Origin of the sequence: Thioclava sp. JE_KL1 (assembly GCF_009296265.1) — a bacterium.
In the GTDB taxonomy this organism is placed as follows: domain Bacteria; phylum Pseudomonadota; class Alphaproteobacteria; order Rhodobacterales; family Rhodobacteraceae; genus Thioclava.
The window spans coordinates 321,828-346,730 of the sequence record NZ_WBJS01000001.1 but is presented as its reverse complement, the minus strand read 5'-3'; the positions used below and the strand labels follow the sequence as shown (position 1 = coordinate 346,730).

Annotated in this window: 26 protein-coding genes and 2 tRNA genes; 12 read left to right on the top strand and 16 right to left on the bottom strand. The window is 63.4% G+C overall.

Translation table 11 applies throughout. The features are described 5' to 3' along the window. Positions 1-105: 105 nt before the first annotated feature. The 5 genes from F8R15_RS01475 to F8R15_RS01455 all read left to right on the top strand — a co-directional run bounded on the left by F8R15_RS01475 (position 106) and on the right by F8R15_RS01455 (position 5,180). The gene (locus tag F8R15_RS01475) at positions 106-1,206 is read left to right on the top strand and encodes an ABC transporter ATP-binding protein (protein WP_078519761.1); all 1,101 of its coding nucleotides are present in this window, start codon (positions 106-108) and stop codon (positions 1,204-1,206) included. Between the two features lie 115 nt (positions 1,207-1,321). Next, positions 1,322-2,398 carry an ABC transporter substrate-binding protein gene (locus tag F8R15_RS01470; protein ID WP_078546060.1) on the top strand — a complete coding sequence of 359 codons (1,077 nt, stop codon included), beginning with the start codon at positions 1,322-1,324 and terminating at the stop codon, positions 2,396-2,398. Positions 2,399-2,466: 68 nt separating this feature from the next. Then, complete coding sequence (locus F8R15_RS01465; protein ID WP_172976137.1) at positions 2,467-2,958, top strand: YegJ family protein; 492 nt, start codon at positions 2,467-2,469, stop codon at positions 2,956-2,958. 17 nt (positions 2,959-2,975) lie between these two features. Beyond that, complete coding sequence (locus F8R15_RS01460) at positions 2,976-4,256, top strand: ABC transporter permease (protein WP_078519758.1); 1,281 nt, start codon at positions 2,976-2,978, stop codon at positions 4,254-4,256. Between the two features lie 12 nt (positions 4,257-4,268). Continuing rightward, positions 4,269-5,180: an ABC transporter permease gene (locus F8R15_RS01455; RefSeq protein ID WP_078539814.1), complete on the top strand. Its 912-nt coding sequence runs from the start codon at positions 4,269-4,271 to the stop codon at positions 5,178-5,180. On the opposite strand, the gene F8R15_RS01450 is transcribed toward F8R15_RS01455, so the two are convergent. From F8R15_RS01450 to thyX, 3 genes are all read right to left on the bottom strand, one after another. Then, entirely contained in the window at positions 5,169-5,582 is a 414-nt protein-coding gene (locus tag F8R15_RS01450; RefSeq protein ID WP_152843060.1) for a DUF1810 domain-containing protein, read from the bottom strand. The genes F8R15_RS01455 and F8R15_RS01450 overlap by 12 nt on opposite strands. A 127-nt stretch (positions 5,583-5,709) precedes the next feature. Beyond that, positions 5,710-6,204: a hypothetical protein gene (locus tag F8R15_RS01445; RefSeq protein ID WP_152843058.1), complete on the bottom strand. Its 495-nt coding sequence runs from the start codon at positions 6,202-6,204 to the stop codon at positions 5,710-5,712. 102 nt (positions 6,205-6,306) lie between these two features. Beyond that, entirely contained in the window at positions 6,307-7,221 is a 915-nt protein-coding gene (gene thyX, locus F8R15_RS01440) for an FAD-dependent thymidylate synthase (protein ID WP_088721956.1), read from the bottom strand. A 154-nt stretch (positions 7,222-7,375) separates the two neighbouring features. On the opposite strand from thyX, the gene F8R15_RS01435 reads away from it, so the two are divergent. Further along, positions 7,376-7,810, top strand: coding sequence for a VOC family protein (locus F8R15_RS01435; RefSeq protein WP_152843057.1), 435 nt, complete (start codon positions 7,376-7,378; stop codon positions 7,808-7,810). Here F8R15_RS01435 and pth read toward each other — a convergent pair whose 3' ends face one another. From pth to F8R15_RS01420, 3 genes are all read right to left on the bottom strand, one after another. Next, the gene (pth, locus tag F8R15_RS01430; RefSeq protein WP_152843054.1) at positions 7,811-8,521 is read right to left on the bottom strand and encodes an aminoacyl-tRNA hydrolase; all 711 of its coding nucleotides are present in this window, start codon (positions 8,519-8,521) and stop codon (positions 7,811-7,813) included. Between the two features lie 87 nt (positions 8,522-8,608). Next, positions 8,609-8,899: a hypothetical protein gene (locus tag F8R15_RS01425; protein WP_078599527.1), complete on the bottom strand. Its 291-nt coding sequence runs from the start codon at positions 8,897-8,899 to the stop codon at positions 8,609-8,611. A gap of 189 nt (positions 8,900-9,088) precedes the next feature. Continuing rightward, positions 9,089-9,724 (bottom strand): 50S ribosomal protein L25/general stress protein Ctc, encoded by a 636-nt coding sequence (locus tag F8R15_RS01420; RefSeq protein WP_078569525.1) that lies wholly within the window; start codon positions 9,722-9,724, stop codon positions 9,089-9,091. Positions 9,725-9,909: 185 nt separating this feature from the next. On the opposite strand from F8R15_RS01420, the gene F8R15_RS01415 reads away from it, so the two are divergent. Then, positions 9,910-10,782: a helix-turn-helix domain-containing GNAT family N-acetyltransferase gene (locus F8R15_RS01415; RefSeq protein WP_152843052.1), complete on the top strand. Its 873-nt coding sequence runs from the start codon at positions 9,910-9,912 to the stop codon at positions 10,780-10,782. A gap of 10 nt (positions 10,783-10,792) precedes the next feature. Here the strand turns inward: F8R15_RS01415 and F8R15_RS01410 are convergent, their stop codons facing one another. Next, entirely contained in the window at positions 10,793-11,956 is a 1,164-nt protein-coding gene (locus F8R15_RS01410; RefSeq protein ID WP_078519749.1) for an alpha-hydroxy acid oxidase, read from the bottom strand. Positions 11,957-12,110: 154 nt separating this feature from the next. On the opposite strand from F8R15_RS01410, the gene F8R15_RS01405 reads away from it, so the two are divergent. From F8R15_RS01405 to argF, 3 genes are all read left to right on the top strand, one after another. Then, on the top strand, positions 12,111-12,857 hold the full coding sequence (locus F8R15_RS01405) for a ZIP family metal transporter (RefSeq protein WP_078520030.1): 747 nt from the start codon (positions 12,111-12,113) through the stop codon (positions 12,855-12,857). Positions 12,858-13,079: 222 nt separating this feature from the next. After that, positions 13,080-14,258 carry an aspartate aminotransferase family protein gene (locus tag F8R15_RS01400; RefSeq protein WP_152843051.1) on the top strand — a complete coding sequence of 393 codons (1,179 nt, stop codon included), beginning with the start codon at positions 13,080-13,082 and terminating at the stop codon, positions 14,256-14,258. Between the two features lie 88 nt (positions 14,259-14,346). Continuing rightward, the gene (gene argF, locus F8R15_RS01395; protein ID WP_078519747.1) at positions 14,347-15,273 is read left to right on the top strand and encodes an ornithine carbamoyltransferase; all 927 of its coding nucleotides are present in this window, start codon (positions 14,347-14,349) and stop codon (positions 15,271-15,273) included. A 21-nt stretch (positions 15,274-15,294) separates the two neighbouring features. On the opposite strand, the gene yihA is transcribed toward argF, so the two are convergent. The 8 genes from yihA to rpmH form a co-directional block, all read right to left on the bottom strand. Next, positions 15,295-15,945: a ribosome biogenesis GTP-binding protein YihA/YsxC gene (yihA, locus tag F8R15_RS01390; protein ID WP_152843050.1), complete on the bottom strand. Its 651-nt coding sequence runs from the start codon at positions 15,943-15,945 to the stop codon at positions 15,295-15,297. Then, positions 15,945-16,712: an MOSC domain-containing protein gene (locus tag F8R15_RS01385; RefSeq protein ID WP_152843048.1), complete on the bottom strand. Its 768-nt coding sequence runs from the start codon at positions 16,710-16,712 to the stop codon at positions 15,945-15,947. The genes yihA and F8R15_RS01385 overlap by 1 nt, the downstream gene beginning before the upstream one ends. After that, positions 16,709-18,556: a membrane protein insertase YidC gene (yidC, locus tag F8R15_RS01380; protein ID WP_152843046.1), complete on the bottom strand. Its 1,848-nt coding sequence runs from the start codon at positions 18,554-18,556 to the stop codon at positions 16,709-16,711. The genes F8R15_RS01385 and yidC overlap by 4 nt, the downstream gene beginning before the upstream one ends. A gap of 191 nt (positions 18,557-18,747) precedes the next feature. Beyond that, complete coding sequence (locus F8R15_RS01375; protein ID WP_152843044.1) at positions 18,748-20,367, bottom strand: EAL domain-containing protein; 1,620 nt, start codon at positions 20,365-20,367, stop codon at positions 18,748-18,750. 80 nt (positions 20,368-20,447) lie between these two features. Then, positions 20,448-21,329 (bottom strand): tRNA 2-thiocytidine(32) synthetase TtcA, encoded by an 882-nt coding sequence (gene ttcA / locus F8R15_RS01370; protein WP_152843043.1) that lies wholly within the window; start codon positions 21,327-21,329, stop codon positions 20,448-20,450. Next, the gene (gene yidD, locus F8R15_RS01365; protein ID WP_152843041.1) at positions 21,322-21,612 is read right to left on the bottom strand and encodes a membrane protein insertion efficiency factor YidD; all 291 of its coding nucleotides are present in this window, start codon (positions 21,610-21,612) and stop codon (positions 21,322-21,324) included. The genes ttcA and yidD overlap by 8 nt, the downstream gene beginning before the upstream one ends. Next, entirely contained in the window at positions 21,609-22,037 is a 429-nt protein-coding gene (gene rnpA, locus F8R15_RS01360; protein ID WP_152843039.1) for a ribonuclease P protein component, read from the bottom strand. Before rnpA ends, yidD begins: the two co-directional genes overlap by 4 nt. A gap of 130 nt (positions 22,038-22,167) precedes the next feature. After that, a complete protein-coding gene (gene rpmH / locus F8R15_RS01355; RefSeq protein ID WP_075776231.1) occupies positions 22,168-22,302 on the bottom strand; it encodes a 50S ribosomal protein L34 in 135 nt (44 codons plus the stop codon). A 305-nt stretch (positions 22,303-22,607) separates the two neighbouring features. On the opposite strand from rpmH, the gene F8R15_RS01350 reads away from it, so the two are divergent. Beyond that, positions 22,608-24,032 carry a HAMP domain-containing sensor histidine kinase gene (locus F8R15_RS01350; protein ID WP_078539797.1) on the top strand — a complete coding sequence of 475 codons (1,425 nt, stop codon included), beginning with the start codon at positions 22,608-22,610 and terminating at the stop codon, positions 24,030-24,032. Between the two features lie 146 nt (positions 24,033-24,178). Beyond that, positions 24,179-24,255: transfer RNA gene (locus F8R15_RS01345), tRNA-Arg, on the top strand. 401 nt (positions 24,256-24,656) lie between these two features. Here the strand turns inward: F8R15_RS01345 and F8R15_RS01340 are convergent. Next, positions 24,657-24,732 (bottom strand) — tRNA-Ala (locus tag F8R15_RS01340). Positions 24,733-24,903: the final 171 nt, after the last annotated feature.

The following is a 24,903-nucleotide window of genomic DNA, read 5'->3' as shown; positions in this document are numbered from 1 at the left end:
TCGGTGACGTGGGTTTTTGATTTCCGGGTTGAAAAACGCAAATGCCCTTGCTTTAGTCACATGCACGGGAATTGACCAACGACAAAAAACAACGGGGAGCCCGCTTTGAACAACGCAGCTAGCGACGATGGATTCGTCGTATTCGACCGCGTGCAGAAGAGCTATGACGGCGAAACGCTCGTCGTGAAGGATCTCAATCTCTCGATCGGCAAGGGCGAGTTTCTGACGATGCTCGGACCGTCCGGTTCAGGGAAAACCACCTGCCTGATGATGCTTGCAGGTTTCGAAACCGCCACCAACGGCGAGATCCGCCTCGACGGCCAGAACATCAACATGGTGCCTCCGCACAAGCGCGGCATCGGGATGGTGTTCCAGAACTATGCACTCTTTCCACATATGACCGTGGGCGAGAACCTCGCCTTCCCGCTCGAAGTGCGGGGCATGGGCAAGGATGAGCGCGAAACCAAGGTTAAGCGCGCGCTGGACATGGTGCAGATGGGGAGCTTCATCCATCGCCGCCCGGCGCAACTTTCGGGCGGTCAGCAACAGCGGATCGCACTGGCCCGCGCGCTGGTCTTCGACCCCGAGTTGGTCCTGATGGACGAACCGCTCGGCGCGCTCGACAAACAGCTTCGCGAACATATGCAGTTCGAGATCAAGCACCTGCACGAAAGCCTCGGGATCACCGTGGTCTACGTGACCCACGATCAGGGCGAGGCGCTGACGATGTCGGACCGCGTGGCCGTGTTCAACGACGGGCGCATCCAGCAACTCGCGCCGCCGGACGAACTGTACGAACGCCCGCAGAACAGCTTCGTCGCGCAGTTCATCGGCGAGAACAACAAGCTTCCGGGCCGGGTGGAGACGCTGAATGGCGACACCTGCACGGTGCGTCTGGAAACCGGCGAGATCATCGACGCGACGGCGGTGAACATCCGCGAGGCGGGGCAGGAGACGCTGGTCTCCATCCGTCCCGAGCGGGTCGAATTCAAGCCCGAGATGATGCCTTCGGGCGCCCATACGATCAACGCCGACGTGCTCGAAGTGATCTATATGGGGGACATCCTGCGCACCCGTATGAAGGTTGCCGGGTCGCCGGAATTCGTCATGAAATCGCGCAATACGCTCGATCAGGTGCGTCTGACGGAAGGCCAGACGGTCAAGATCGGCTGGCACCCGCAGGACGCGCGCGCGCTCGATCTCTAAAGAATGCGGAACGTGCGGTCCAAGCTCCGCACGCTCCGAACTGCCGCAAAAAGCGGCCAAGCGGCGAAAACGTCGCGAAACCACAAAAGCTCAACCAACTGGGAGTAAGACCAAGATGAAAAAAGCAATGATCCTGAGCACCGCGCTCGTCGGCCTCGTGGCCGGTGCGGCGCAGGCCGAGGAAGTCACTGTCCTTTCCTGGGGCGGCGCCTACGAGAAAAGCCAGGTCGAAGCCTATAACAAGCCCTTCGCGGAAGCGACCGGCATCGACGTGAACATGGAAGCCGCCGACAACCCGGCGACCCCGATCAAGGCACAGGTCGAGGCGAACAACGTGTCGGTCGACGTGGCCGATGTTGAGAAGTCCGACGCGATCCGCCTGTGCGACGAAGGTCTGCTCGAGCCGATCGACCCCGACTCCGATCTGGCCGCGTCGCCCGACGGCACCCCGGCAAGCGAAGACTTCATCGATGGCTCCTTCACCGATTGTGGTGTGGCGAACATCGTTTGGTCGACCGTGATGTCCTACAACTCGGACAAAGTTGACGGTGAGCCGACCTCGATCGCCGACTTCTTCGACACCGCGAAGTACCCGGGCAAGCGCGGTCTGCGCAAGTCGGCCAAAGGCACGCTGGAATTCGCTCTGATGGGCGCAGGCGTTCCGGCTGCGGACGTCTACAAGGAGCTCGGCACCCCCGAGGGCGTCGACAAGGCCTTCGCCGAACTCGACAAGATCAAGGGCGACGTCGTCTGGTGGGATGCCGGTGCGCAGCCGCCGCAGCTCCTCGCCGATGGGGAAGTCGTGATGTCGACCGCCTATAACGGCCGTATCTTCAACGCCGAAGTCGCCGAGGGCCAGCCCTTCAAGATCGTCTGGGACGGTCAGCTGATGGACTTCGACTTCTTCGTGATCCCGAAGGGCGCGCCCCATATGGAAGCCGCGAAGAAATATCTGAAGTTCGCGACCGAGACCCAGCAGCTCGCCAACCAGGCGAAGTGGATCTCCTACGGTCCGGCACGTAAGTCCTCGGCTCCGATGGTCGGTATGTATCAGGACGGCAAAACCGAGATGGGCCCGCACATGCCCACCGCGGAAAACAACATGCAGAACGCCCTGGTCAACGACTCGGAGTTCTGGGCTGACCACGACACCGAACTGAGCGAGCGCTTCAACGCTTGGCTCGCTGGCTAAAGCCAATAGGGCCGCGCGGCATTTCCATGTCGCGCGGCTCGACCTGTTCGATGTCAGGAGCCCCGCGGATGTCAGCTTTCCGGTCGTCACTGGCCTGTTTGTGCATCGGTCTTTGTCTGTCGTTGCCCGCTGCCTTGCACGCTCAGGCGCAAGACGATGCGGTCGTTGGCTACGAGACCGGCGATACGAAGATGAACGCGGCGATCGGCCAAGCCCGCGCGACCTATGAGAGCGTCTTCATTCCTGCGGTGCGCGCCCGGTCTGGCTCGCAATTCATGCTCAAGGCGGGGATCGATACGCCCGCCGATGGCCTCGAACATATCTGGATCGCGCCGATTTCGATCTCCGCGCAGAAAATCACCGGCACGCTGATGAACGAGCCCGTGCATTTCAAAGCGCATGTGGGGGACGAGATCACCTTCGCGCCGAACCAGATTTCCGACTGGAGCTTTCGCCGCGATGGCAAGCTTCACGGCAATTACACGACGCGAGTGATGCTGCCCGATATTCCCGCCGAGCAAGCCGCGAATTTGCGCGCGCAGCTCGCCCCGCTGCCCTAAGGGGCCAAGGAGACACGATGAGCGACGCAACGATGGATGCGAGCCTGAACGGCCCCGAACCAACACAGTTGAAGACCGCCGACGGGCTGCCGCTGAAGGCCGCCCTCGCGAAATCTCAACTCCGCGCAAAACGCCGCGCCTTCCTTCTGGTCGCGCCGCTGTTCCTCTTCGTTCTGATTACCTTCGTCGTTCCGATCGGGCAGATGCTGCTGCAGTCGGTCTATAACGACGGGTTCTCGAAGAACGCGCCGGCGCTGGGGCAATGGTTCAACGAACACCCCCTAGGGTCGCCGATCGACGAGAGCGCCTATACCGCGCTCGCCTCGGACCTCAAACAGATGAAGGAAAACCGCACGCAGGGCGAGGCGGGGACCCGGATCAACTATGACGTGGCGGGCACGCGCTCGCTGTTCACCTCGACCGCGCGCAAGATCGAACGTCTCGAGCCGCCGTGGAAAGAGTCGATCCTCGGCGTGAACGAGGGGTGGAGCGACCCGAACCTGTGGCGCGCGATGCGCTCCGCGTCGAGCCCCTACACGGTGGATTTCTACCTCGCCGCGACCGACCACACCCGCGACAAGGACAACAATATCGTGCCCGTCGATCCGCAGCGCGCGATCTACGGCAAGCTGTTCATCCGCACCGCGATCCTGTCGCTGGTGATTACCGTGCTCTGCATGTTCCTCGCCTTCCCGATCGCGCATCTGTTGGCCTCGCTGCCACTGGCGAAATCGAACCTTCTGATGATCTTCGTGCTGCTACCGTTCTGGACCTCGCTGCTGGTGCGGACGACCTCGTGGATGGTGCTGTTGCAGCAGCAGGGCGTGATCAACGATCTGCTCGTCTGGTCGGGTCTGATCGGCAACGATAACCGGCTGGAGATGATGTATAACCAGACCGGCACGATCGTCGCGATGACACATATCCTGCTGCCCTTCATGGTGCTGCCGCTCTATTCGGTGATGCGGACCATCCCGCCGAGCTATGTCCGCGCGGCTCGCAGCCTTGGCGCCACCTCGTGGACCGCCTTCCGCCGCATCTACCTGCCGCAGACGCTGCCGGGGATCGGGGCAGGGGCGCTTCTCGTGTTCATCCTGTCGGTCGGCTACTACATCACCCCCGCCCTTGTCGGTGGTGCAGACGGTCAGCTGATCTCGAACATGATCGCCTTCCACATGCAGAAATCGCTCAACTGGTCGCTTGCTGCGGCATTGGCCTCGATGCTGCTCGGCGGCGTCATCATCCTCTACTGGCTCTATGACCGGCTGGTGGGCATCGACAACATGAAGCTGGGCTGAGGAGAAACACAGATGGCCGTTCCCGCATATGCAAGCCCGCTCGAGAGAACCTGGCACTACGCCTATCTCGTGATCTGTGGCCTGATCTTCTTCTTCCTGATCGCGCCGATCGTGGTGATCATTCCGCTGTCCTTCAACGCGGAGCCCTATTTCACCTTCACCGAGAAGATGCTGAGCTTCGACCCCTCCGGCTATTCCATGCGCTGGTATGACCTTCTGCTGACCTTCGGGATGCAGGAGCCGCAGGTGGAGCGTGGCTGGTCTTGGTGGATGGATGCCTGGCAGCATTCGACCTGGATCGACGTGGCGAAGAACTCGGTGATCATCGGTTTCTTCTCGACGATCCTCGCGACGGTGCTGGGCACGCTGGCAGCCCTCGGCCTGTCGCGTCCCGAGATGCCGTTCCGCCGTGCCATCATGGCGGTGCTGATCTCGCCGATGATCGTGCCGATCATCATCACCGCGACGGGGCTGTTCTTCTTCTACTCGAAGACCGGGCTCGCGCATTCCTATCCGGGCATCATCATGGCCCACGCGACCCTGGGCATTCCCTTCGTGATCATCACCGTGACCGCGACGCTGGTGGGTTTCGATCACTCGCTGACCCGCGCGGCGCAGAACCTCGGGGCCGATCCGCGCACGACCTTCTTCAAGATCGTGATGCCGCTGATCCTGCCGGGCGTGGTCTCGGGCGCGCTGTTTGCCTTCGTCACCTCCTTCGACGAAGTCGTCGTGGTGCTCTTCGTGGCCGGCTACGACCAGCAGACGATCCCGCGTCAGATGTGGAACGGTATCCGCGAGCAGATCAGCCCCGCGATCCTTGCGGTGGCCACGATCCTCGTCTTCGTGTCGATCGCGCTTCTGACCACGGTCGAGCTGCTGCGCCGCCGCTCCGAGCGCCTGCGCGGGATGTCACCGGGCTAAGGCGTCAAGCGTCAGCGGGCAGCGCTCGCCCTCATAAAACGTCTCAAGGAGCCGGGTGAACACCGGCTCCTTTTTCTTTGAGGCGGCCTCGAACAGCGTCGCGCAGGAGCGCAGCTTCAGCGCATCGACCGGCCCCATGATCTCCTCGATGGGCGTACCCGCATGGGCGAGCACCGCCTCGGAGGCCTCCACCAGACGCGCCCGCAACACCGGATCGGCGAGATAGGCCCGCGCCTCGGTCAGATCCGCGATCCCGTATTCCCGCGCGCGCGCAGAGCGGCCGAGCGAGGCCAGTTGCGGGAAGATCCACCAGATCCAATGGCTGGTCTTACGGCCTTGGCGCAGCTCCGCCAGAGCGGTCGGATAGTCGCGGTCTTGGGGGGCGTGGAAGCGTTGGGTCATGGGATGAGCCTAGCACGCTCTGGACATCGCGAGGAGGGCCGTGTCCGACCCGAGGGAGGGCGCAATCGCGCCCGCCCTGGGGGCGGGTCGGGCGCGGCCCGGCCTAGGGGCCGGGCGGGGCGGCTTTCTACCTTTGAAGATAGGTTTTTATCTTCTCAAGTTTGCCCTCAAGTTCTTTCGCCCTCGCTTGATATTCGTCGAGTGTATCGAGAGACCTGCCTAACTCGTGGTCGATCTTCAGTTTTGAGTTAAGCGTTTCTGCGTTTGAGTTTCGAAAAAACCGGACAAACTCAAAGTAATCTTTGACTCTGTCCTTTCCCAAGATCGTGTGGAAGTGTCCGCTGTTCACCAATGGCCCTAGAGCCGAGTAATCGAAGTTCTCTAGTGTCACGAATAGGTTTGAGGAGCCGACTTGGTTCGCTGCCACGCGCTCCCGGAGGTAGCTAAGGCGGTTTTCAAATTCTCCGAGAGCGTCGAGATTCAACTCGATCTCAGTTTCAAGAATTTTCTTAGCGTTCCGCTTCTGAAACTCGAAAGTGCGTTTGTTAAGATAATACTGGGTTAGTGCACCGATGACTGAGCCGATAACGAGCCAGAACACGGTCCAAAATGCTTGCTCCAAATGACTGCTCCTAGCTTCAGCCCTCGCTTGCGCTCGGGCGTTCGGCACTGAAAACGCTCCACTGGAGCGTTTTCGCCCCGGATCAAGATCCGGGGCCGTGCCTCACCCCCAAACCTCACAAAACTCCCGCCACTCCCCTTTGCTCATGCCCGAGGTCTCCTGCGTGATCTCCTCGCCCGCCAGACGGCGCTTCAGCAGCTCCACCGCCTTGCCCGACAGGTTCACCCCGCCCAGACGGTAATCCTCGAAGGCCGAATAGGCCGCGGGCACCCAATCCTTGACGATGTCGCACATGGTCTCGGCATAGACGCGGATCTCGTATTGCGCGTGGCTGTCGGCGCGCAGGCGCAGGAAGTGGAAGAGGTTGTGCAGGTCCACCTTCCAATACCACTGCGTGTAGATATTGGTGGGCAGGTTCATCCGCGCCAGTTCCCGCGCGAGGCCCTGTTTGCCCGCGTCCTCGTCGGGCGTCAGCATGTCCTCGTAATGGTCATAGGCGCGCATCGCGTCGTCGCGCAGGATGTCGAGTACGCGGGCGGCCTCGGCACCCTCCAGCACCTGACCGCGGCCCTGATGGTTCTGGCTCGATTGCGCGGCGAGCTGGCTGGCCTCGGGGATGTAGAATTCGCGGTCGAGGATCGAATAGCGCGCGGAGTATTCGTTGACGTTCGCGGTGCGGTGGCGGATCCACTGGCGCGCCACGAAGACCGGAAGCTTGACGTGGAATTTGACCTCGCACATCTCGAACGGGGTCGAGTGCCAGTGCCGCATCAGGTAGCGGATCAGGCCCGCGTCGCTGTTCACCGTCTTGGTGCCCCGGCCATAGGAGACGCGCGCCGCCTGCACGATCGCGTTGTCGTCGCCCATATAGTCGATGACCCGGACCACCCCGTGATCGAGCACTTCATGGGCGGTATAGAGCCGCTTCTCCATCCCCGGCGAGACCGCCCGCGCGGTCATTTGCGTCTCGGCGCGCTGTGCGTCGATCTCGGCTTGTTGTTCGGGGGTGAGCGCCATGATGTCCTCCGGATGTCTCGAATCGACCTCCACTATATATGCGATGGGCGGCTCTAGGAACCGCCATATCCTGTGGATAAGCCGGGGTGCTTGCCGCGGCTGCCTCAAGGGCTATCCTCCGGTTAACCGCAATCAGTTCCAAGGAAGCCTGTTCATGAAAATCGAATATCTGCACACGATGGTCCGCGTGCTCGACCTCGAGAAATCGAAAGCCTTCTACGAGCTTCTGGGCCTGAAGGAACGCCGCCGCATCGAAAACGACAAGGGCCGCTTCACGCTGGTCTTCATGTGCCCGCCCGAGCAGGACGACGGCACGGCGGATGTGGAGCTGACCTGGAACTGGGACGGCGATAGCGGGCTGCCCTCGGACAGCCGCCATTTCGGCCACCTCGCCTACCGCGTCGAAAACATCTACGAGACGTGCCAGCACCTGATGGACAATGGCGTGACGATCAACCGCCCGCCGCGCGACGGTCACATGGCCTTCGTGCGCTCGCCCGACAATATCTCGATCGAACTGCTGCAGATGGGCGAGCCGCTGCCGATCCAGGAGCCGTGGTCGAGCATGGAGAACACCGGTAGCTGGTGATCACTTACGGAAGTGATCCTTGAGCTTGTCGAAGGGGCTGCGGGTTTCCGTGGCCTCTTTCTTTTGCGGCGCGGGCTGCGGAGTGTCTCGCGGGGCAGGGGTGTCGGCTTTCGCAGGGGCTTTTGTCCCGGTCGATGAGCGCGGCGGCGCGACCCGCAGGCTCACCGCATTGAGGAATTTCGAGCCGTCGCCCGCCGCCAGAGCAGGCGCCCCGTCCGAGATCCCGCGCAGCAGGTCGTCGAGCATCTCCTGCTCCGCCTTCGGGAAATCGTTGAGCACATAGCCCGCCACGCGATCCTTGTGCCCCGGATGGCCGATCCCCAGCCGCACCCGCGCATAGTCGGGGCTCATATGTTGATGGATAGAACGCAGCCCGTTATGCCCCGCATGACCGCCACCCTGCTTGAGGCGGCACTTGCCGGGGGCCAGGTCCAGCTCGTCATGGAAGACGGTGATGTCGGAGACATCGACCTTGTAGAAATCGGCCGCCGCGCGCACGGACTGGCCGGACAGGTTCATGAAGGTTTCGGGTTTCAGCAGCACAACGCGGGTCGAGCCGAAACGGCCCTCACTCACCTGACCCTGAAACTTGCCGCGCCACGGGGCAAAGCCGTGATCCTCGGCGATCCGGTCGAGCGCCATGAAGCCGATATTGTGACGGTTGTTCGCGTATTTCGTGCCCGGATTTCCCAGGCCCACCCAAAGCTGCATGCGTCTCCCCTTTCGAACGCCGGTGTCGAGGCTCTGCTCACAGAGGGATATGTGAGCGGGCGCGCAGGGGAAAGGGGGTCGTCGCGCTTAAGCCGCGCGGTATTCGACATAAGTCGGGCGTCCCGACTCGCCTAGGATGATCGGGCGCTCTTGCGGCTCGGGCAGGGCGAATTCATCGAAGAGGCGCTCGCTGGTCTCGTCGATATTGCATTTCGCAATTTCTTCGTACCCGTTGCGCGGGAGTCGTCTCGACGCGAAGCGGTAGAACGGGCGCAGGACCGGACGCAGCACGGCATAAACGGCGCGACCAATTGCGCTGAGCATTCTAGGCGGTAGCACCACGAATGCTGCAAGAACGAGTGCGATAAGCTCCAGCATGTGACTAGCCTTTAGGTTGTATTACCTTCGAAGCTATCGCGTTTTGGAAAAAAGGCGAGAAATTTTTTGTTCACATAAATGTGAGCATGTCCGGCCGGAGGTTTGCCGCGCAGCCGGCAATTGCGGCTTTGGGCAAAGAAAAACGGGGCCCCGAAAGGCCCCGTCTCGAAAATCTCATCGGAAGAAGAATTACTCTTCGGTCGCTTCTTCGCTGGCTTCTTCGCCTTCGTCCTCGTCGGAGGAACCGCCACCGAAGCCTTTCGGCGGAGCGACGTTCGCGATCACGAAGTCACGCTCGATGGTCGGCTTGGCGCCTTTCGGCAGGTCCACGTCGGAGATGTGGATGGTGTCGCCGATCTGCTTGCCTTCGAGGTCGACCACGATCTGCTCGGGGATATCACCGGCGAGAACGTTGAGTTCGACTTCCGGACGCACTGCGACGAGGGTGCCGCCGCGCTTCAGGCCGGGCGCCTTCTCGTGGTTGATGAACTCGACATGCACGAAGAGCGAGATGCGCGAGTTGCGGTGGGTGCGCATGAAGTCGACGTGGGTCGGCAGGTCCTTGACGACGTCTTTCTGAACGCCGCGGCAGATCACGCGGACATCTTCCTGGCCGTCCATCTTCAGGTTGAAGAGGGTGGACATGAAGCGGCCTTTACGCAGGCGGGTGATCAGGCGGTTGTAGTCGAGGTTGATTGCAACCGGGTCCTTGCCGTCGCCGTAGACGATACCGGGCACGAGGCCCTCACGACGCGCTTGCCGAGCGGCCCCCTTGCCCGTCCCCGTACGCGCCACGGCTTCGATCGTTTCGATCTCTTTTGCCATAACTGGTCTCCAATTTGTCAAAGTGATGGGCCGCCTCCAAGGGTGTCGGGCCCATGAAGCCGCGCGGATACTCGGGATTGGCCGTGATGGCAAGGGGAAAGCGACGGTGCGGCGGAATCCGGGTTGCTATAGAAGGATATCTGACTAATGTCAGAAATAATCTCGGATGCAGGTCAGGTATTCCCATGGACGCACTCGCACATATACGCCGATTCAACCGGGCCGTCACCCGGCAGGTGGGCGCGCTGAACTCCTCGTTTCTCGATCGCGGGCGACCGCTGGGCTCTGCACGGGTGCTCAATGCGATCGGGCGCGGGCAGGGCGATGTCGCGAAGCTGCGTCAGGCTCTGGCGCTCGACTCCGGGCTGATGAGCCGTCTGCTGCGCGGGTTGGAAAGCGAAGGGCTGGTGGTCGTGGAGGACGATCCCGAAGACGGGCGGCGGCGCATCGCGCTGCTGACCGAGGCGGGGCAGGCGGAATTCGCGGAATACGAACGGCTCTCTGATGCGCAAGCGGCGGATATCCTCTCGCGCCATCCCGATCAGTCAGCGCTCTTGGCGGCGATGGACCTGATCGCGACCGCACTGACCCGCGCGGAGATCGAGATCGTGCCCTGCGATCCGCTCGATCCGCGGGCGCGGGACTGTCTTGCGCAGTATTACGCGGAACTTGCCGCCCGGTTCGAGGGTGGCTTCGATGTGAACCTGTCGAAAGATCCCGAGGCCGACGATATGCGCCCGCCCCGTGGCACCTTCCTGCTCGCATTGTCCGATGGAGTGCCGGTGGGCTGTGCGGCGCTGAAGGGCGGGGCGGATTATGCCGAGGTGAAGCGCGTCTGGATCGCGCCTGCCGCGCGCGGCCTCGGGCTGGCGCGGCAGTTGATGGAGGCGATCGAGGCGGCGGCGCGTGAGTTGGGCCAGCTGCATCTGAGGCTCGATACGAATTCGGCGCTGCCCGAAGCGGTCGCCATGTATCACCGCTTCGGCTGGGACGAGATCGACCGCTTCAACGACGATCCCTATCCCGACCGGTTCTTCGAGAAGCGCCTAAACCCTTAGGAGCTCGCCCTCAGGAATAGGTGTCGAAGAAGCCGTTGGGGATCAGCAGATCGTCCCGGCCAAGATCCTCGATCCGACGCTCGCCGCACAGCGCCATCGAGGTGTCGAGCTCCTTCTGGATAACCTCCAGCGCCTTGGTCACGCCCGGCTCGCCCATCGCGCCCAGACCGTAGACATAGGCGCGCCCGATCATCACGCCCTTCGCGCCAAGCGCGAGCGCCTTGAGCACGTCCTGACCCGAGCGGATACCGGAATCCAGCCAGACCTCGGTCTTGTCGCCGACCGCGTTGACGATCTTCGGCAGCATCCGGATCGAGCTGAGCGCCCCGTCCAGCTGACGCCCGCCATGGTTCGAGACCACGATCGCATCGGCCCCGGTCGCGGCGGCCATCTCGGCGTCTTCCTCGCTGAGGATCCCCTTCAGGATCACCTTGCCGCCCCACATATCCATGAGCTGCTTGATCCGGTCCCAGTTCAGCGACTGGTCGAACTTCTCCGCGGTCCACGACGACAGCGAGGCCGGGTCGGCGGCGCTGTCCACATGGCCCACGATATTGCCGAAGAAACGCCGCTTGGTCTGCAGCATCTCAATGCCCCAGCGCCATTTCGTCGCCAGATCCGCCAGCACGGCTGGGGTGAATTTCGGCGGCGCGGTGAGGCCGTTTTTCAGATCCTTGTGCCGCTGGCCCAGCAGTTGCAGATCGACCGTGATCACCAGCGCCGAACAGCCTGCCGCCCGTGCCCGCTCCAGCACGCGCTTGTTATAGTCGTCATCGGTCAGCGTGTAGATCTGGAACCAGAAGGGCTGGCTGACATTCTCGGCGACGTCCTCGATCGAGCAGATCGACATGGTCGAGAGCGTATAGGGCACGCCGAATTTCTCCGCAGCCTTCGCCGCCTTGATCTCGCCATCGGCGCGCTGCATCCCCGTCAGCCCGACCGGGGCCAGCGCCACCGGCATCGCGACCTCCTGACCCAGCATCGTCGATTTCGTCGTGCGCCCCGTCATGTCCCGCGCGATCCGCTGGTTGAGGCGGATCTGCGCGAAGTCCTCGGTATTCTCGCGGAAGGTCTGCTCGGTGTACGAGCCGCTCTCCGCGTAATCGTAGAACATCTTCGGCGTGCGGCGCTTATGCAGACGTTTCAGATCGGCGATGGAGGTGATGACGGGCATGGGTGTTCCTCTCTCCGTGGTTAAGTTTCCTTACCAATCCCTCGAAATTTGCGCAATCACCCATCGCAAGGCTTGCAATCATGCGCGATCCGTTCCCATCTCGCCGGGCGAACACGAAAAGGAGAGCGGCGTGAACGAGATTTGGCTCGGCCTTATGGGCGGCATGGTGGCGGGCGTCGCAACGGCCGCCGGGGCGATCCCGGCGCTGCTCGGGCGCTCCATGAGCCAGCGCACAGCCGATACGATGCTGGGCTTCGCGGCGGGCGTGATGCTCTCGGCCTCGTATTTCTCGCTGATCCTGCCGGGCATCGACGTGGCCGAGACCATGTTCGGCTCGGTCTGGGTCGCCGCCGCCATCGCCGCGATCGGCATTGCCATCGGCGCGGGCTTCGTTGCCTGGCTGAACGCAACCCTGCCGCACGAGCACTTCACCTCCGGGCGCGAAGGGGCAGACGCGGCGCAACTGGCGCGGATCTGGCTCTTCGTGATCGCGATCACGATCCACAACTTCCCCGAGGGCCTGTCGATCGGCGTCGCTTTCGGCGCGGGCAACGAGAATGGCTTCTCGGTGATGACCGGCATCTCGCTGCAGGACATCCCCGAGGGGCTGGCTGTGGCCGTCGCGCTGATCGGGCAGGGCTATACCCGCCGCAAAGCCTTCTTCGTCACCGCGATGACCGGGGCGGTCGAACCCGTGGGCGCGCTGGTCGGCGCGGCTGCCGTGTCGGTCTCCGGCGCGTTGCTGCCATGGGGGCTGACCTTCGCGGCGGGGGCGATGCTCTACATCATCAGCCACGAGATCCTGCCCGAGACCCATCGCAACGGGCACCAGAACCGCGCGACCGCGGGGCTGCTTTTCGGGCTGATCCTGATGATGTTCCTCGACGTGACGCTTGGCTAAACCCTCTTTACTTCCGCGCTGCCCCGGCGTAAGCGCAAACGCATGATCGCACGGACCGCATATATCACCCGTCCCCGACGTCGCCGCTGAAGCGCCTGACGTCCGATCTGCCGTGGCATGCCGCCACACCCTATCCCAAATCGCTGACCTTAGGCCCCTGAATGTTGACAGCCCCCCGGGACTGTTGCACGCATTTGCCTTCTCTTACTGGAGTTTGACCCGATGATCCCCTCCGTTTTGCCGACCTATAATCGCGCACCGCTCGCCTTCGTGAAGGGCGAGGGTTCCTGGCTGGAGACGGCGGACGGGACCCGATATCTCGACATGGGCGCGGGGATTGCGGTGAATGCGCTGGGTCATGCCGCCCCCGAACTGGTCGAGGCGCTGACCGAGCAGGCGAGCAAGCTGTGGCATGTCTCGAACCTCTACCAGATCCCGCAGCAGCAGGCGCTGGCCGACGCGCTGGTCGAGAAGACTTTCGCCGATACGGTCTTCTTCACCAATTCCGGCACCGAGGCTGCGGAACTCGCGATCAAGATGGCGCGGAAATACTGGTCCTCGAAGGGCGAAGATCGAACCGAGATCATCACCTTCGATGGCGCCTTCCACGGCCGCTCCACCGGGGCGATCTCGGCCACGCCGAACTCGGAAAAGATGGTGAAAGGCTTCGGCCCGCTGCTGCCCGGTTTCACCCAGCTTCCCTGGGGCGATCACGAGGCGCTCAAGGCCGCCGTCACCGACAAGACCGCCGCCATCCTGATCGAGCCGATCCAGGGCGAGGGCGGTATCCGGCCGGTGCCCGATCAATGCCTGAAGGGGCTGCGCGATCTCTGCGACGAGACCGGCGCGCTCCTGATCTTCGACGAGGTGCAATGCGGCGTGGGCCGCTCGGGGCGGCTCTTCGCGCATGAATGGGCGGGCATCACCCCTGACATCATGATGGTCGCGAAAGGCATCGGCGGGGGCTTCCCGCTGGGCGCTGTGCTGGCTACCGAGGACGCCGCCTCCGGCATGGTCGCGGGCACGCATGGCTCGACCTATGGCGGCAACCCGCTGGGCTGCGCTGTCGGCGCGAAGGTGATGGAGATCGTCTCCGAGCCCGCCTTCCTCGATCAAGTCAACGCGAAGGCTGGGCTCCTGCGCCAGAAGCTCGAAGGGCTGATCGCCGCGCATCCCGACACGTTCGAGAGCGTGCGCGGCACCGGGCTGATGCTGGGGCTCAAATGCAAGCGCGCGCCGACCGACATGGTCGCCGCCGCCTACGATCAGCACCTGCTGACCGTGCCGGCTGCCGACAATGTGCTGCGCCTTCTGCCCGCGCTGAACATTTCCGAGGCCGATCTGGCCGAGGCCGTGACCCGTCTCGATGCCGCCGCGTCGCAACTCGAAAAAGCCGCCTGACTTCCTCTTGGCGTAAATATCCTCGGGGGCTGCGCGGGAGCGCAGCGGGGCGGACAGCCCCTCAGGCCCCTCCACGAAAGACAAACCGATGAACCATTTTCTCGATATCCACAAAACCGACCCCGCCGCGCTGCGGTCCATGATCGACCAAGGCATCGCCATGAAGCAGGCCCGCAATGGTCGCCCGAAAGGCGCGCCCGATGACGAGCAGCCGCTCGCCGGTCACATGGTCGCTCTGATCTTCGAGAAGCCCTCGACCCGGACGCGCGTCAGCTTCGATGTCGGCGTGCGTCAGATGGGCGGCCAGTCGATGGTGCTCTCGGGCGCGGATATGCAGCTGGGCCATGGCGAGACCATCGCCGATACTGCCCGGGTTCTGTCGCGCTATGTCGATCTGATCATGATCCGGACCTTTGAGGAGGAAACCCTGCTCGAGATGGCCGAATATGCTTCGGTGCCGGTGATCAACGGTCTCACCGACCGCACCCACCCCTGCCAGATCATGGCCGATGTGATGACCTATGAAGAGCAGCGCGGGCCGATCGCGGGCAAGAAAGTGGTCTGGTCGGGCGACGGCAACAACGTCTTCGCGAGCTTCGCCCATGCCGCCGCGCAGTTCGGCTTCGATCTGACCTTCACTGGGCCGGAAACGCTCGACCCCGAGCGCGCTTGGCTGGACGTGGCCGAGAAGGCGGGCCACCCGATCACTATCGAGCGGGATCCGGTCAAGGCCGTCGAAGGCGCCGATCTGATCGTCACCGATACCTGGGTGTCGATGCACGACCCGGAATCCGCGAAAGAGCGTCGCCACAACCAGCTGCGTCCCTATCAGGTCAACGAGGAGCTGATGTCCCACGCCAAGCCCGACGCGCTTTTCATGCATTGCCTGCCCGCGCATCGCAACGACGAGGCGACGAGCGGCGTCATGGACGGCCCGGCCTCGGTGATCTTCGACGAGGCGGAGAACCGTCTGCACGCGCAAAAGGCGGTGATGCGCTACTGCCTCGGCAAGTAACGACAGCAGCCGGGCAGGGGGTTACTCCAGCCCGGCGATGATCGCGCGCAGCGTCTCGATCCCGTCGCCCTTCTCGGAAGAGGTCAGCACGATCTCGGGGAAGGCGGCTGGGTGTTTCGCCAGCGCCTTGCGCACCTGATCCAGCACCTTCTCGCAATCCTTCGCACTGACCTTGTCGGCCTTCGTCATCACGACCTGGAAGGGGACGGCAGCGCGGTCGAGTAGCGTCAGGATTTCCTCATCCACCGCTTTCACGCCGTGGCGCGTGTCGATCAGCACGAAGGCGCGGCGCAGCGTGGCGCGGCCCGACAGGTAATCCTTCAGCAGCGCCTGCCATTTCGCGACGACCGCGACGGGGGCCTGTGCGAAACCATAGCCCGGAAGGTCGACCAGATAGGGACCGTCCTGCGTGGTGAAATAGTTGATCTCCTGCGTCCGGCCCGGCGTGTTCGACGCCCGCGCAAGGTTGCGACGGTTCGTGAGCGCGTTGATCAGGCTCGACTTGCCGACATTGGAGCGGCCCGCGAAGCAGACCTCGATCCGGTCGGCAGGCGGCAGCCCCTTCATTGCGACGACGCCCTTGAGGAACTCGACGGGTGCGGCGAAAAGCTTGCGCCCGCGCTCACGCGAAAAATCGTCGGGGGCCTCGGCCAGCGGGAAATTCAACTCCATCAGAGTACCTCGATCTTGTCGCCGCGCGCGATGCGGCCCTGTTTGGTGACGAGACAGAAGACGCCAAGGTCGGTATGCCCGTAATGGCTTTCCAGCTCTGCCAGCATGTCGATATCGCGTTCGCCCGTCTCGATATTGGCGTCCGTCGCACGGCAACGCTCGATACAGGCGCGCAGTTGCAGCTCTGCCTCGCCAACGCGCACCGTTTTGCCGATCAGGTCCATCTCCGCGAAGGGCTCCCAGCCCTCGACCCAGAGATTGGCGCGGAAGCGGCGGCGGTCGATCGGCTTGCCCACCCGTGCCGAAAGATCGTCGAGCGACGCCTGCCCGATCAGCGAGACATAGGGCAGGGGATCGTCGGTGAAGGCCCGGTCGGGCCCGCGCACCAGCGCGGTCGGGCGCGGCGCACTGTCCGGCCAGAAGGTGCGCAGCCATTCGAATAGCTTGCGCTGGTCGGCTTCGCGCTCGGGGTCGATCTCGAGATGCCACTGCTCGGGATGCTCCAGCAAGATGTGCCCGTTATCGAGCATCCGAGAGGTGACCCCCATCAGCCCCGGCGCGGAGCGCCCGATCACGAAGTTGATCTTCTGCCCCCAGCTATCGGCACGTCCCTCCGCGCCGACACCTACCTTGGAGCGCTCGTGCAGCACCGCCCACTCCCGGTCGCAAGGCAAGACGCGCCCCTCTTCAAGGGACGCGTCCTTCAGTTCCTCTACCCCGATCGACTTGATCGGATGTCGGTAGATGCGAGAGAGCGTTGCGCTCATTTCTTCTCTTCGGCGGGTTTCTTCCGCTGGAAGCTCTCTTTGATATTGCCGAACAGATCCGGGCGTTTCCCGTGCATCGACATGATCGTGTACTGCTGGAGGAACGTGATGGTGTTGTTCGTAATCCAGTACAGCACGAGGCCCGAGGCGAAGCTGCCCAGCATGAACATGAAGACCCACGGCATCCAAGCGAAGATCATCGCCTGCGTCTTATCCGTCGGCGCCGGGTTCAGACGCTGCTGGAACCACATCGACACACCCAGCAGGATCGGCAGGATACCGAGCGACAGGATGAAGAGCGGCGAGCCCGGATCGGGCGCTGCGAAGGGCAGTAGGCCGAACAGGTTCAGGATCGAGGTCGGATCGGGGGCCGAGAGGTCATGGATCCAGCCGATCCACGGCGCGTGATACAGCTCGATCGTGACGTAGATCACCTTATAGAGCGAGAAGAAGATCGGGATCTGGATCAGAAGCGGCAGACAGCCCGCGGCGGGGTTCACCTTGTGCTTCTTATACAGCTCCATCATGCCCTGCTGCATCTTCTGGCGGTCGTCGCCGGCAGCTTCCTTCATCTTCTCCATCTCGGGCTGCAGCTCTTTCATGCGCGCCATCGAGATGTAGGACTTCCGCGCCAGCGGGAAGACGATCAGCTTGATGATGAAGGTCAGTGCGATGATCGCCCAGCCCATGTTGCCGATCGCGCCATGCAGGAAGTGCAGCAGGCGGAACATCGGCTTGGTGAGGAAGTAGAACCAGCCCCAGTCGAGCGAGTCGACGAATTTCGGGATCGGGACATTGTCCTGATAGTCGCGCAGGGTTTCCCATTCCTTCGCACCGGCGAAGAGGTGGGTTTGCGCGTCGCCCTTGGCGCCCGGCGCGACGTCGATCACCGGCAGGCGGGTCTCGGTCTGGTAGATGTCGGACTTCTCGCCCGAATATTTCACGACCGAGGTGAACGGGCCCGAGATCGGCGCCAGAACGGTCTGCCAGTATTTGTCGGTGAAGCCCGTCCAGCCGGCGTCCTGCACCTGCTTGATCTCGGCCTGACCCTCGGCGCCCTTGTTGTCGAGCTTGGTAATGTTCTTGTACTTGATCTCTTCGAGATTGCCGTCATCCATCGCCACGAGGCCTTCGTGGAGCACGTAGACGCGGCGCTCCTGCGGGATGCCGTGACGCGCGATGATGCCGTAAGGCGCAAGCTTTACCGCGGCGTCGGTGCCGTTCTGCACCGACTGCTTGATCGTGAAAAGATACTTGTCGTCGACCGAGATCTCGCGCTGGAAGGTCAGGCCGTTGCCATTGTCCCATTGCAGCGTGACCGGGGTGTCGGGCGTGAGCTTGCCGTTTCCGACCTGCGTCCAGACCGTGTTCGGACCGGGCACCTGATCGCCGGGCAGACCGCCTGCGGGCAGCCAGCCATAGACGACGTAATAGGGCAGGGTCGAATTGCCGGTATCGCCGCTGATCGGCGACAGAAGACGCACGTCGGGCGAATCCTCGGCCAGCGTTTCCTTGTATTTCTTGAGCGAGAGGTCGTCGAAACGCCCGCCGAGAGTCGAGATCGAGCCCTCGACCGCGGGGGTGTCGATCTCGATCCGCGCGGCGCTCTGGGACTGGGAGCTCGCGGCTTGGGACATCGTCGCCGTATCGACCGGCGCGCCTGTGGAGTCGGCGGCGGTCTTCGGTGCGATATCAGTGCCTTCGGGCGTAGCGCTTTGCTCCGCGACCGGTTGGCTCGGTGCCGTTGTCGTGTCTTCCGTGGGCGGGAAGAAGTAGGTCCAGACGCCCAGCACGAGCGCGGAAAGCACCACCGCGAGAATGAGATTCTTGTTTTGGTTGTCCATGAAACCCTAATTCCACAAGCCTGTCGAAAACTTGCATGGGTTCAACAGAAGGGGCAGCCAAAGGTCAAGCCATTTTCCCTTGAAACAGTGGATCGGGCATGGTTTGCCATCACGCTTTTGGCCCGGATCCGGGGGGCGCAGCCCCAAAGCCCGGTTTGCGACTCGCTCTGCGGCCCGGTCTTTGGGGTGGCTCAACGCCTGCCGATTTGCGGCGTGGCGTCGAGCTTGGTGCGATGGCGTTCCGCCCATTCGAGGATTTCGCTGATCGGCATCGGCGCGGCAATCGCCGGGCCCTGCACCGCCGAGCAGCCCAACTGGCACAGCATCGCGTGTTCGGCGATCCCCGGCACACCTTCGGCGAGCGTCTCCAGCCCAAGACCTTCGGCCATCGACACGATCGCGGCGGTCAGGCGCTGGTGTTCTGGATTGTGGTCGATCTCTGCCGTGAGCGAGCGATGGATGCGCAGCCGCTGCGGCCCGATCTGGCGGATTGTCTCCGCCGAGACAGGACCGGAGCCGAAGCCCGCCAGTTCGATCAGGCAGCCGAGGCGCTTGATCGCGTGTAGCGTATGGCTGCAGACCGGATCGTCGAGCCGCGCCACCATCGCCTGCGGGACGATCAGCCGCAGCCGGTTCGGGGCGATCTCGAAGCGGTCGAATTCCCAGGCCAGCCGCTCGGCCAGTTTCGGGTCGCTCATCTGTCCGGGCAGGAAGGGAAGCGAAGCCGGGCCGAAATCGCTGCCGTCGCGGGCGATGTCGCGCAGCGCGCCGAAGGCCGCGTAAAGCATCACCTCGGAAAAGCGCGCGCCCAGCCCTGCCGCCTCGATTGCGGGGAGTATCTCGCGTTCGGTCAGAATCCCGCGCTGCGCATGAAGCCAGCGCGGAATCGCCTGAAATCCGCTGATATCGCCTGTGTCGGTGGAAATTTGCGGCAGGAAAAACGCCTTGATATGGCCCGCTTCGAGCGCCTCTCCGACACTGGCGGACAGCGGATGCGGGCCCGGGTCTTTCGTGGCGATCTTGTCCGAGCGGGAGGAACGGATCGCCCCCGGGCCGGACTGCATCGCGCGGTTGGCCGCGGTCTCGGCGCGCGAGAGCGCTGCCTCCGCCTCTGTGTTGGCGCGCGCGTCAGCCTTGGCCTGCGTGGCCGCGTCGTCGCGATAGGCCGGGGCCGCGGCACTTCGGCCCACGAGGTGAAATCCGATATGCATGGTGATCTGCTGCGTCTGCTCGGCAATCACGTAAGGCTCGCTCACCGCTTCCTGAAGGCGACCGCAAAGCTGGATCATCCCTTCGAGACCAAGCCGCGGCGTCGGGCGCAGCAGCACCGCGAAACGCGCGCCGTCCCAGCGCGTGACCACATCGCCGCTGCGCAACTGCGCCTGTAGCCGTTCGCCGATCCGGCGCAGCAGAAGGTCGAATTCCTTTGGGTGGAGTCGCCGCAGCACCTGATCGGGGGCGTCGAGCCCGAGGATCAGGCACCCGGTCGGGCGATTGCGCTGCTGCGCGTCCTGCAAGGAGGCGGCCATCTCGGAAATCGCGGCACTCGGCGGCAGCAGGCCCGTCGCGGGGTCGCATCCCTCCTCGTCGATCTCGGGCGGAACGGGCAGGGGGCGTGTCATCCAGCCCACCAGAATCGCGGTCAGACCGATCAGCACCATCGCCTCCGGCCCGACCCAAAGCAGGGCGAGCCCGCAGGCGGGCAAAAAGGCGATCATCTCGCGTCGGAGTAGAACCGGACCCGGCTTGCCGTTATATCGTGCGCGCAGCTCTGATTTGCGGGCGGCGCGCTTGCCCCCGTCATTTCCCATGACACCTACCCCCGTGGCACATGCGGGCCCCTAAAGGCCCCCTTCGCCAGCAAGGCTAGACGTCATTGGTGTTCAGCCGGTTAATCGCGCTCGCGCAAAACCGGGACGTTTTCTTTAAAATCCGCTTCACCCTCCGCGCGGCGCTCGAGCCCCGCGAAATCGAAGATCGAGGGGTCGCACAGATGCGAGGGGCGCGCGTTCATCAGCGCCTTGAACATCTTGTTGCGGCGGCCGGGGGCGTTCTTCTCCCAGCCGTCGAGCATCATCTTCACCTGCTGGCGCTGCAGCCCGTCCTGAGAGCCGCAGAGGTCGCAGGGGATGATCGGATAGTCCATCGCGCGGGCGAATTTCTCGCAATCGGCCTCGGAGACGAAGGCGAGCGGGCGATAGACGAAGAGATCGCCTTCCTCATTCAGCAGTTTCGGCGGCATCGTCGCGAGGCGCGAGCCGTGGAACAGGTTCATGAAGAAGGTTTCCAAGATGTCGTCGCGGTGATGGCCCAGCACGACCGCCGAACAGCCTTCCTCGCGTGCGATCCGATAGAGGTTGCCGCGCCGCAGCCGCGAGCACAGCGCGCAATAGGTGCGGCCCTGCGGGACCTTGTCCATCACGATCGAATAGGTGTCCTGATATTCGATCCGATGCGGCACGCCCATTTTCTCGAGAAATTCCGGCAGCACGGTCGCGGGAAAGCCCGGCTGGCCCTGATCGAGATTGCAGGCCAGCAACTCCACCGGCAGCAGCCCTCGCCATTGTAGCTCATGCAGCACGGCCAGGAGCGTATAGCTGTCCTTGCCGCCCGAGAGGCAGACCAGCCAGCGTTGCCCGCGTTCGATCATCCCGTATTTCTCGATCGCCTCGCGGGTCTCGCGCACGATGCGCTTGCGCAGCTTCTTGAACTCGGTGGTCGAGGGTGCGCCTGCGAAAAGCGGATGGATCGGGCTGTCTTCGTCATCAAGCATCTGGAGTGTCCTTCGCGTCATGCGCATGGGCGCAACGATGGGCGGCGTCAAATTCGGGATCGGCCCCGGGCACCGGGTCATAGCCATGCCCGCCCCAGGGGTGGCAGCTCAGGAGCCGCTTCCCGGCCAGCCATCCACCCTTCACCGCACCATGCCGTTCGAGCGCTTCGAGCGCATAGGACGAACAGGTCGGCTGGTAGCGGCAACCATGCCCCATCCAGGGGCTCAGCAGCAGGCGATAGGCATGAACCGGCAGGGCGAGGATTCGGGCGAGGGGGTTCATTTGCGTTTGCTCCCCTTGGGTTTGCGAGGGCGCGGCGGGGAGATCGGCAAATCGTGAATGACCGTGAGTACGGTCTCGAATTCGGCCAGCATGGCGGCGAAGTTGCGGGTGGCGGTCGCCTCGGGGCGCCCGACCAGAACATAGTCCCAGCCCGGCCGACCCGCCTTGGGCAGAACGGCGCGGGCGATTTCGCGCAGACGCCGTTTCGCGCGATTGCGCGCCACCGCGTTGCCGAGCTTCTTCGAGCAGGTGAAACCCACGCGGATCAGGTCGGGGGCGACGGGCTCGTCTTCGCGGCGCTTGCGCGCCTGCAGCAGAAAGCCGGGCATCCCCTTACGCTGCGCCGAGGCCGCTTTCAGGAAATCCGCCCGCTGTCGTAGAACCGCGGTCGGACGAGACGGATCATCTGAGCGTATGGCGGCCATCAGGCGACCTCCGGCGAATAAACGACGCGCAAAATAGCGAAGCCGCCGGTCTTTTCACCGATCCGACCCGAGGGCCCGATCTGCGAAAAGCATCCGGCGGCGTCAAAAGCCAGTCGCGGCTGTAACGGCCTTAAGCCGACAGACGCTTACGGCCCTTCGCGCGACGGGCGTTGAGAACCCGGCGTCCACCCTTCGTGGCCATGCGGCTGCGGAAGCCGTGGCGACGGGCGCGAACGAGGTTCGACGGCTGGAACGTGCGTTTCATCGTTTTCACTCCGGTTCGGGCCCAGAAACAGGATTCGAGGGCCAGATAGCATTTCGAAGCCGCTCTTTAGTGACCTCTCCCCTCCAAGTCAATTCGCCAAAGCGGGTTTTTTCCGGCTTTTCCGGTCGCTTCCCACGGATCGTGACCGCTCACGGGGTTTTGCCTTCTGCGCGAGCCGCCTATCTTGTGCGCAAAGCGCGGCTGACGCAGGGGACGGTATCCTTGCATCCTGACCGGCGGTGCATCAAGAGTGACATTGAAGGGGACGGGCCGATCCTGTGGGGCGGCCTTGCGTTTGATAGGCGATGAAAGTGAACACTCTTTCAGGGCGGTTTCTGATCCTGACCACGGTTTTCGTGGTGCTCGCCGAGGCGTTGATCCTTTTGCCGGGTTTGGCGAATTTTCGCGAAGACTATCTTTTGACGCGACTCGAGCGTGCGCAGATCGCCTCGCTTGCGCTTCTGACCACCGACACCACTATCGCGCCCGATCTGGAAAAAGAGCTTCTGTCCAACGCGGGCGTCTTCAACGTGGTGCTGCGCAGGGATGCGGCGCGGCAGCTGGTGCTGTCCTCGCCGATTCCCTCTCCGGTGACCGAAACCTACGACCTGCGCGATTCGACCGAATGGACGCGGATTCGTGATGCGGTCCACGCGCTCTTCGATTCTGGGGATCGCGTGATCCGGGTGCTGGGTCAGCCGGTGCAGAAGGGCGGTATCGTGATCGAGGTGACGCTCGCGACCGAACCGATGCGGATCGCGATGGTCGAATACGGGCTGCGGCTCTTGTCGATCTCGGCGGTCTTCTCGGTGATCACCGCCGTTCTGCTGTTCCTCCTCGTGCGCCGGCTGATGGTCGTGCCGATCAAGCGGCTGGTCGCGCATATGTCTTCTTATGCGGACGCGCCCGAGGATGCGCGGCGCATCATAACCCCGCAGGCCAGCGTCGAGGAGTTGCGCGTGGCGGAAGAGGCGCTGGCCTCGATGCAGCAGCAACTCACCGCGTCGCTGCGCCAGAAGGAGCGGCTCGCGCAGCTGGGCCAAGCGGTCGCCAAGATCAGCCACGACCTGCGCAACATCCTGACCACGGCGCAACTCTTTGCCGACCGCATGGAAAGTTCGGACGATCCCGGCGTGAAGCGCGCCGCCCCGAAGCTGACCGGCTCGATCGAGCGCGCGATCAACCTGTGCGAAACGACGCTCGCCTTCGGCAAGGCCAAGGAGCCGCCGCCGACGTTGTCGCGCTTTATGTTCGGCGAACTGGCGCAGGAGGTTCTGGAGAACGAAGAGCACCCGAGCGAAGGCCCGCTCGTCGATTTCGTCACCGACATGCCGCCGAATCTGGTGATCCGCGCCGACCGCGAGCAGCTCTATCGCGTGCTCAACAACCTCGTGCGCAACGCACGACAGGCGATCGAGGCGACCGGTCAGAACGGCACGGTGGAGATCGGCGCGGGCGAGAATGCGGATGGCTGGTGGATTCGCGTCCAGGATAGCGGCCCCGGCCTGCCGGAGACCGCGCGTGAGCATCTCTTCAAGCCCTTCACAGGCGGCACCCGTGCAGGCGGCACGGGGCTGGGCCTCGCCATCGCCGCAGAGTTGATTCGTGGCCATGGCGGGCGTCTGGACCTGGTGCGGACCGACGGCAACGGCACCGAGTTCCGGATCTTCCTGCCCTCGGATATCGCGCTGGATTGCGCCTCCGAGAAGGGCGCGGGCGCAATTTCCTGAGCCTGCGCGGGGTTACGTTCCGGGAGGTGCGTGCCGATCTTCAGGGCTTCCGCGAGGGCATCCAAGAATTTTGACGGTTTTCCAAAATTGCCTCGAATTTGCTCTTGCATCGCTCCGACGTGGCCGTTACATCGCCCCACATAAGCGGACCCGTAGCTCAGCTGGATAGAGCACTTGACTACGAATCAAGGGGTCGGGCGTTCGAATCGTCCCGGGTCCGCCATTTCCCCCTCCTACTGAAAACCAATGCCTTGCAGGCCATGCCTGTCGTTCGCGCCGTTGTCTGCGCGCTCTGTCGGTCGTGCATGTTGCGCCGTGGGCCCTCGGTCGTTCTTAGAGTTGCCTCGTCCGACAAGCTCTCGCTGCGCTGCGAGAGGAGCTCCGGGTCGCGCATGGGTGGTGGGGTGCCGCGGAGATGTTTGAAGGGTGGCTATGGGCGCTGATCGACGCTCTGCGTCCTCTCCCGGGCGGGGTCCAAAGGCAAGACGCTTGGAGGTCCTCTCGAGGCTCTCTCAGGCGTCTGTCGGGAGCGCCGTGATGCTCAGCTGCTTTCAGAAAACAAAACCCTCGGAAACGCGAAACCCCGCCACGAGGGGCGGGGTTTTCGACGTCGCGAAGTTTGTTTGGTGGAGCCAAGGGGAGTCGAACCCCTGACCTCTTGAATGCCATTCAAGCGCTCTCCCAACTGAGCTATGGCCCCACCGGAGGTCCAGCGGGTAGCCCCGCTGTGTGGGGAGGCGTATAGGCAAAGCGCCGCGGCGGTGCAAGAGGAATTTCGCCCCGAACCGCGCGAAAATTTCGTCACTCTTACCTTCCCGAACGTCAGCCTTCATCTGCACCCGGAAACCGGGCGCGAGGCCGCGTGCCGGGG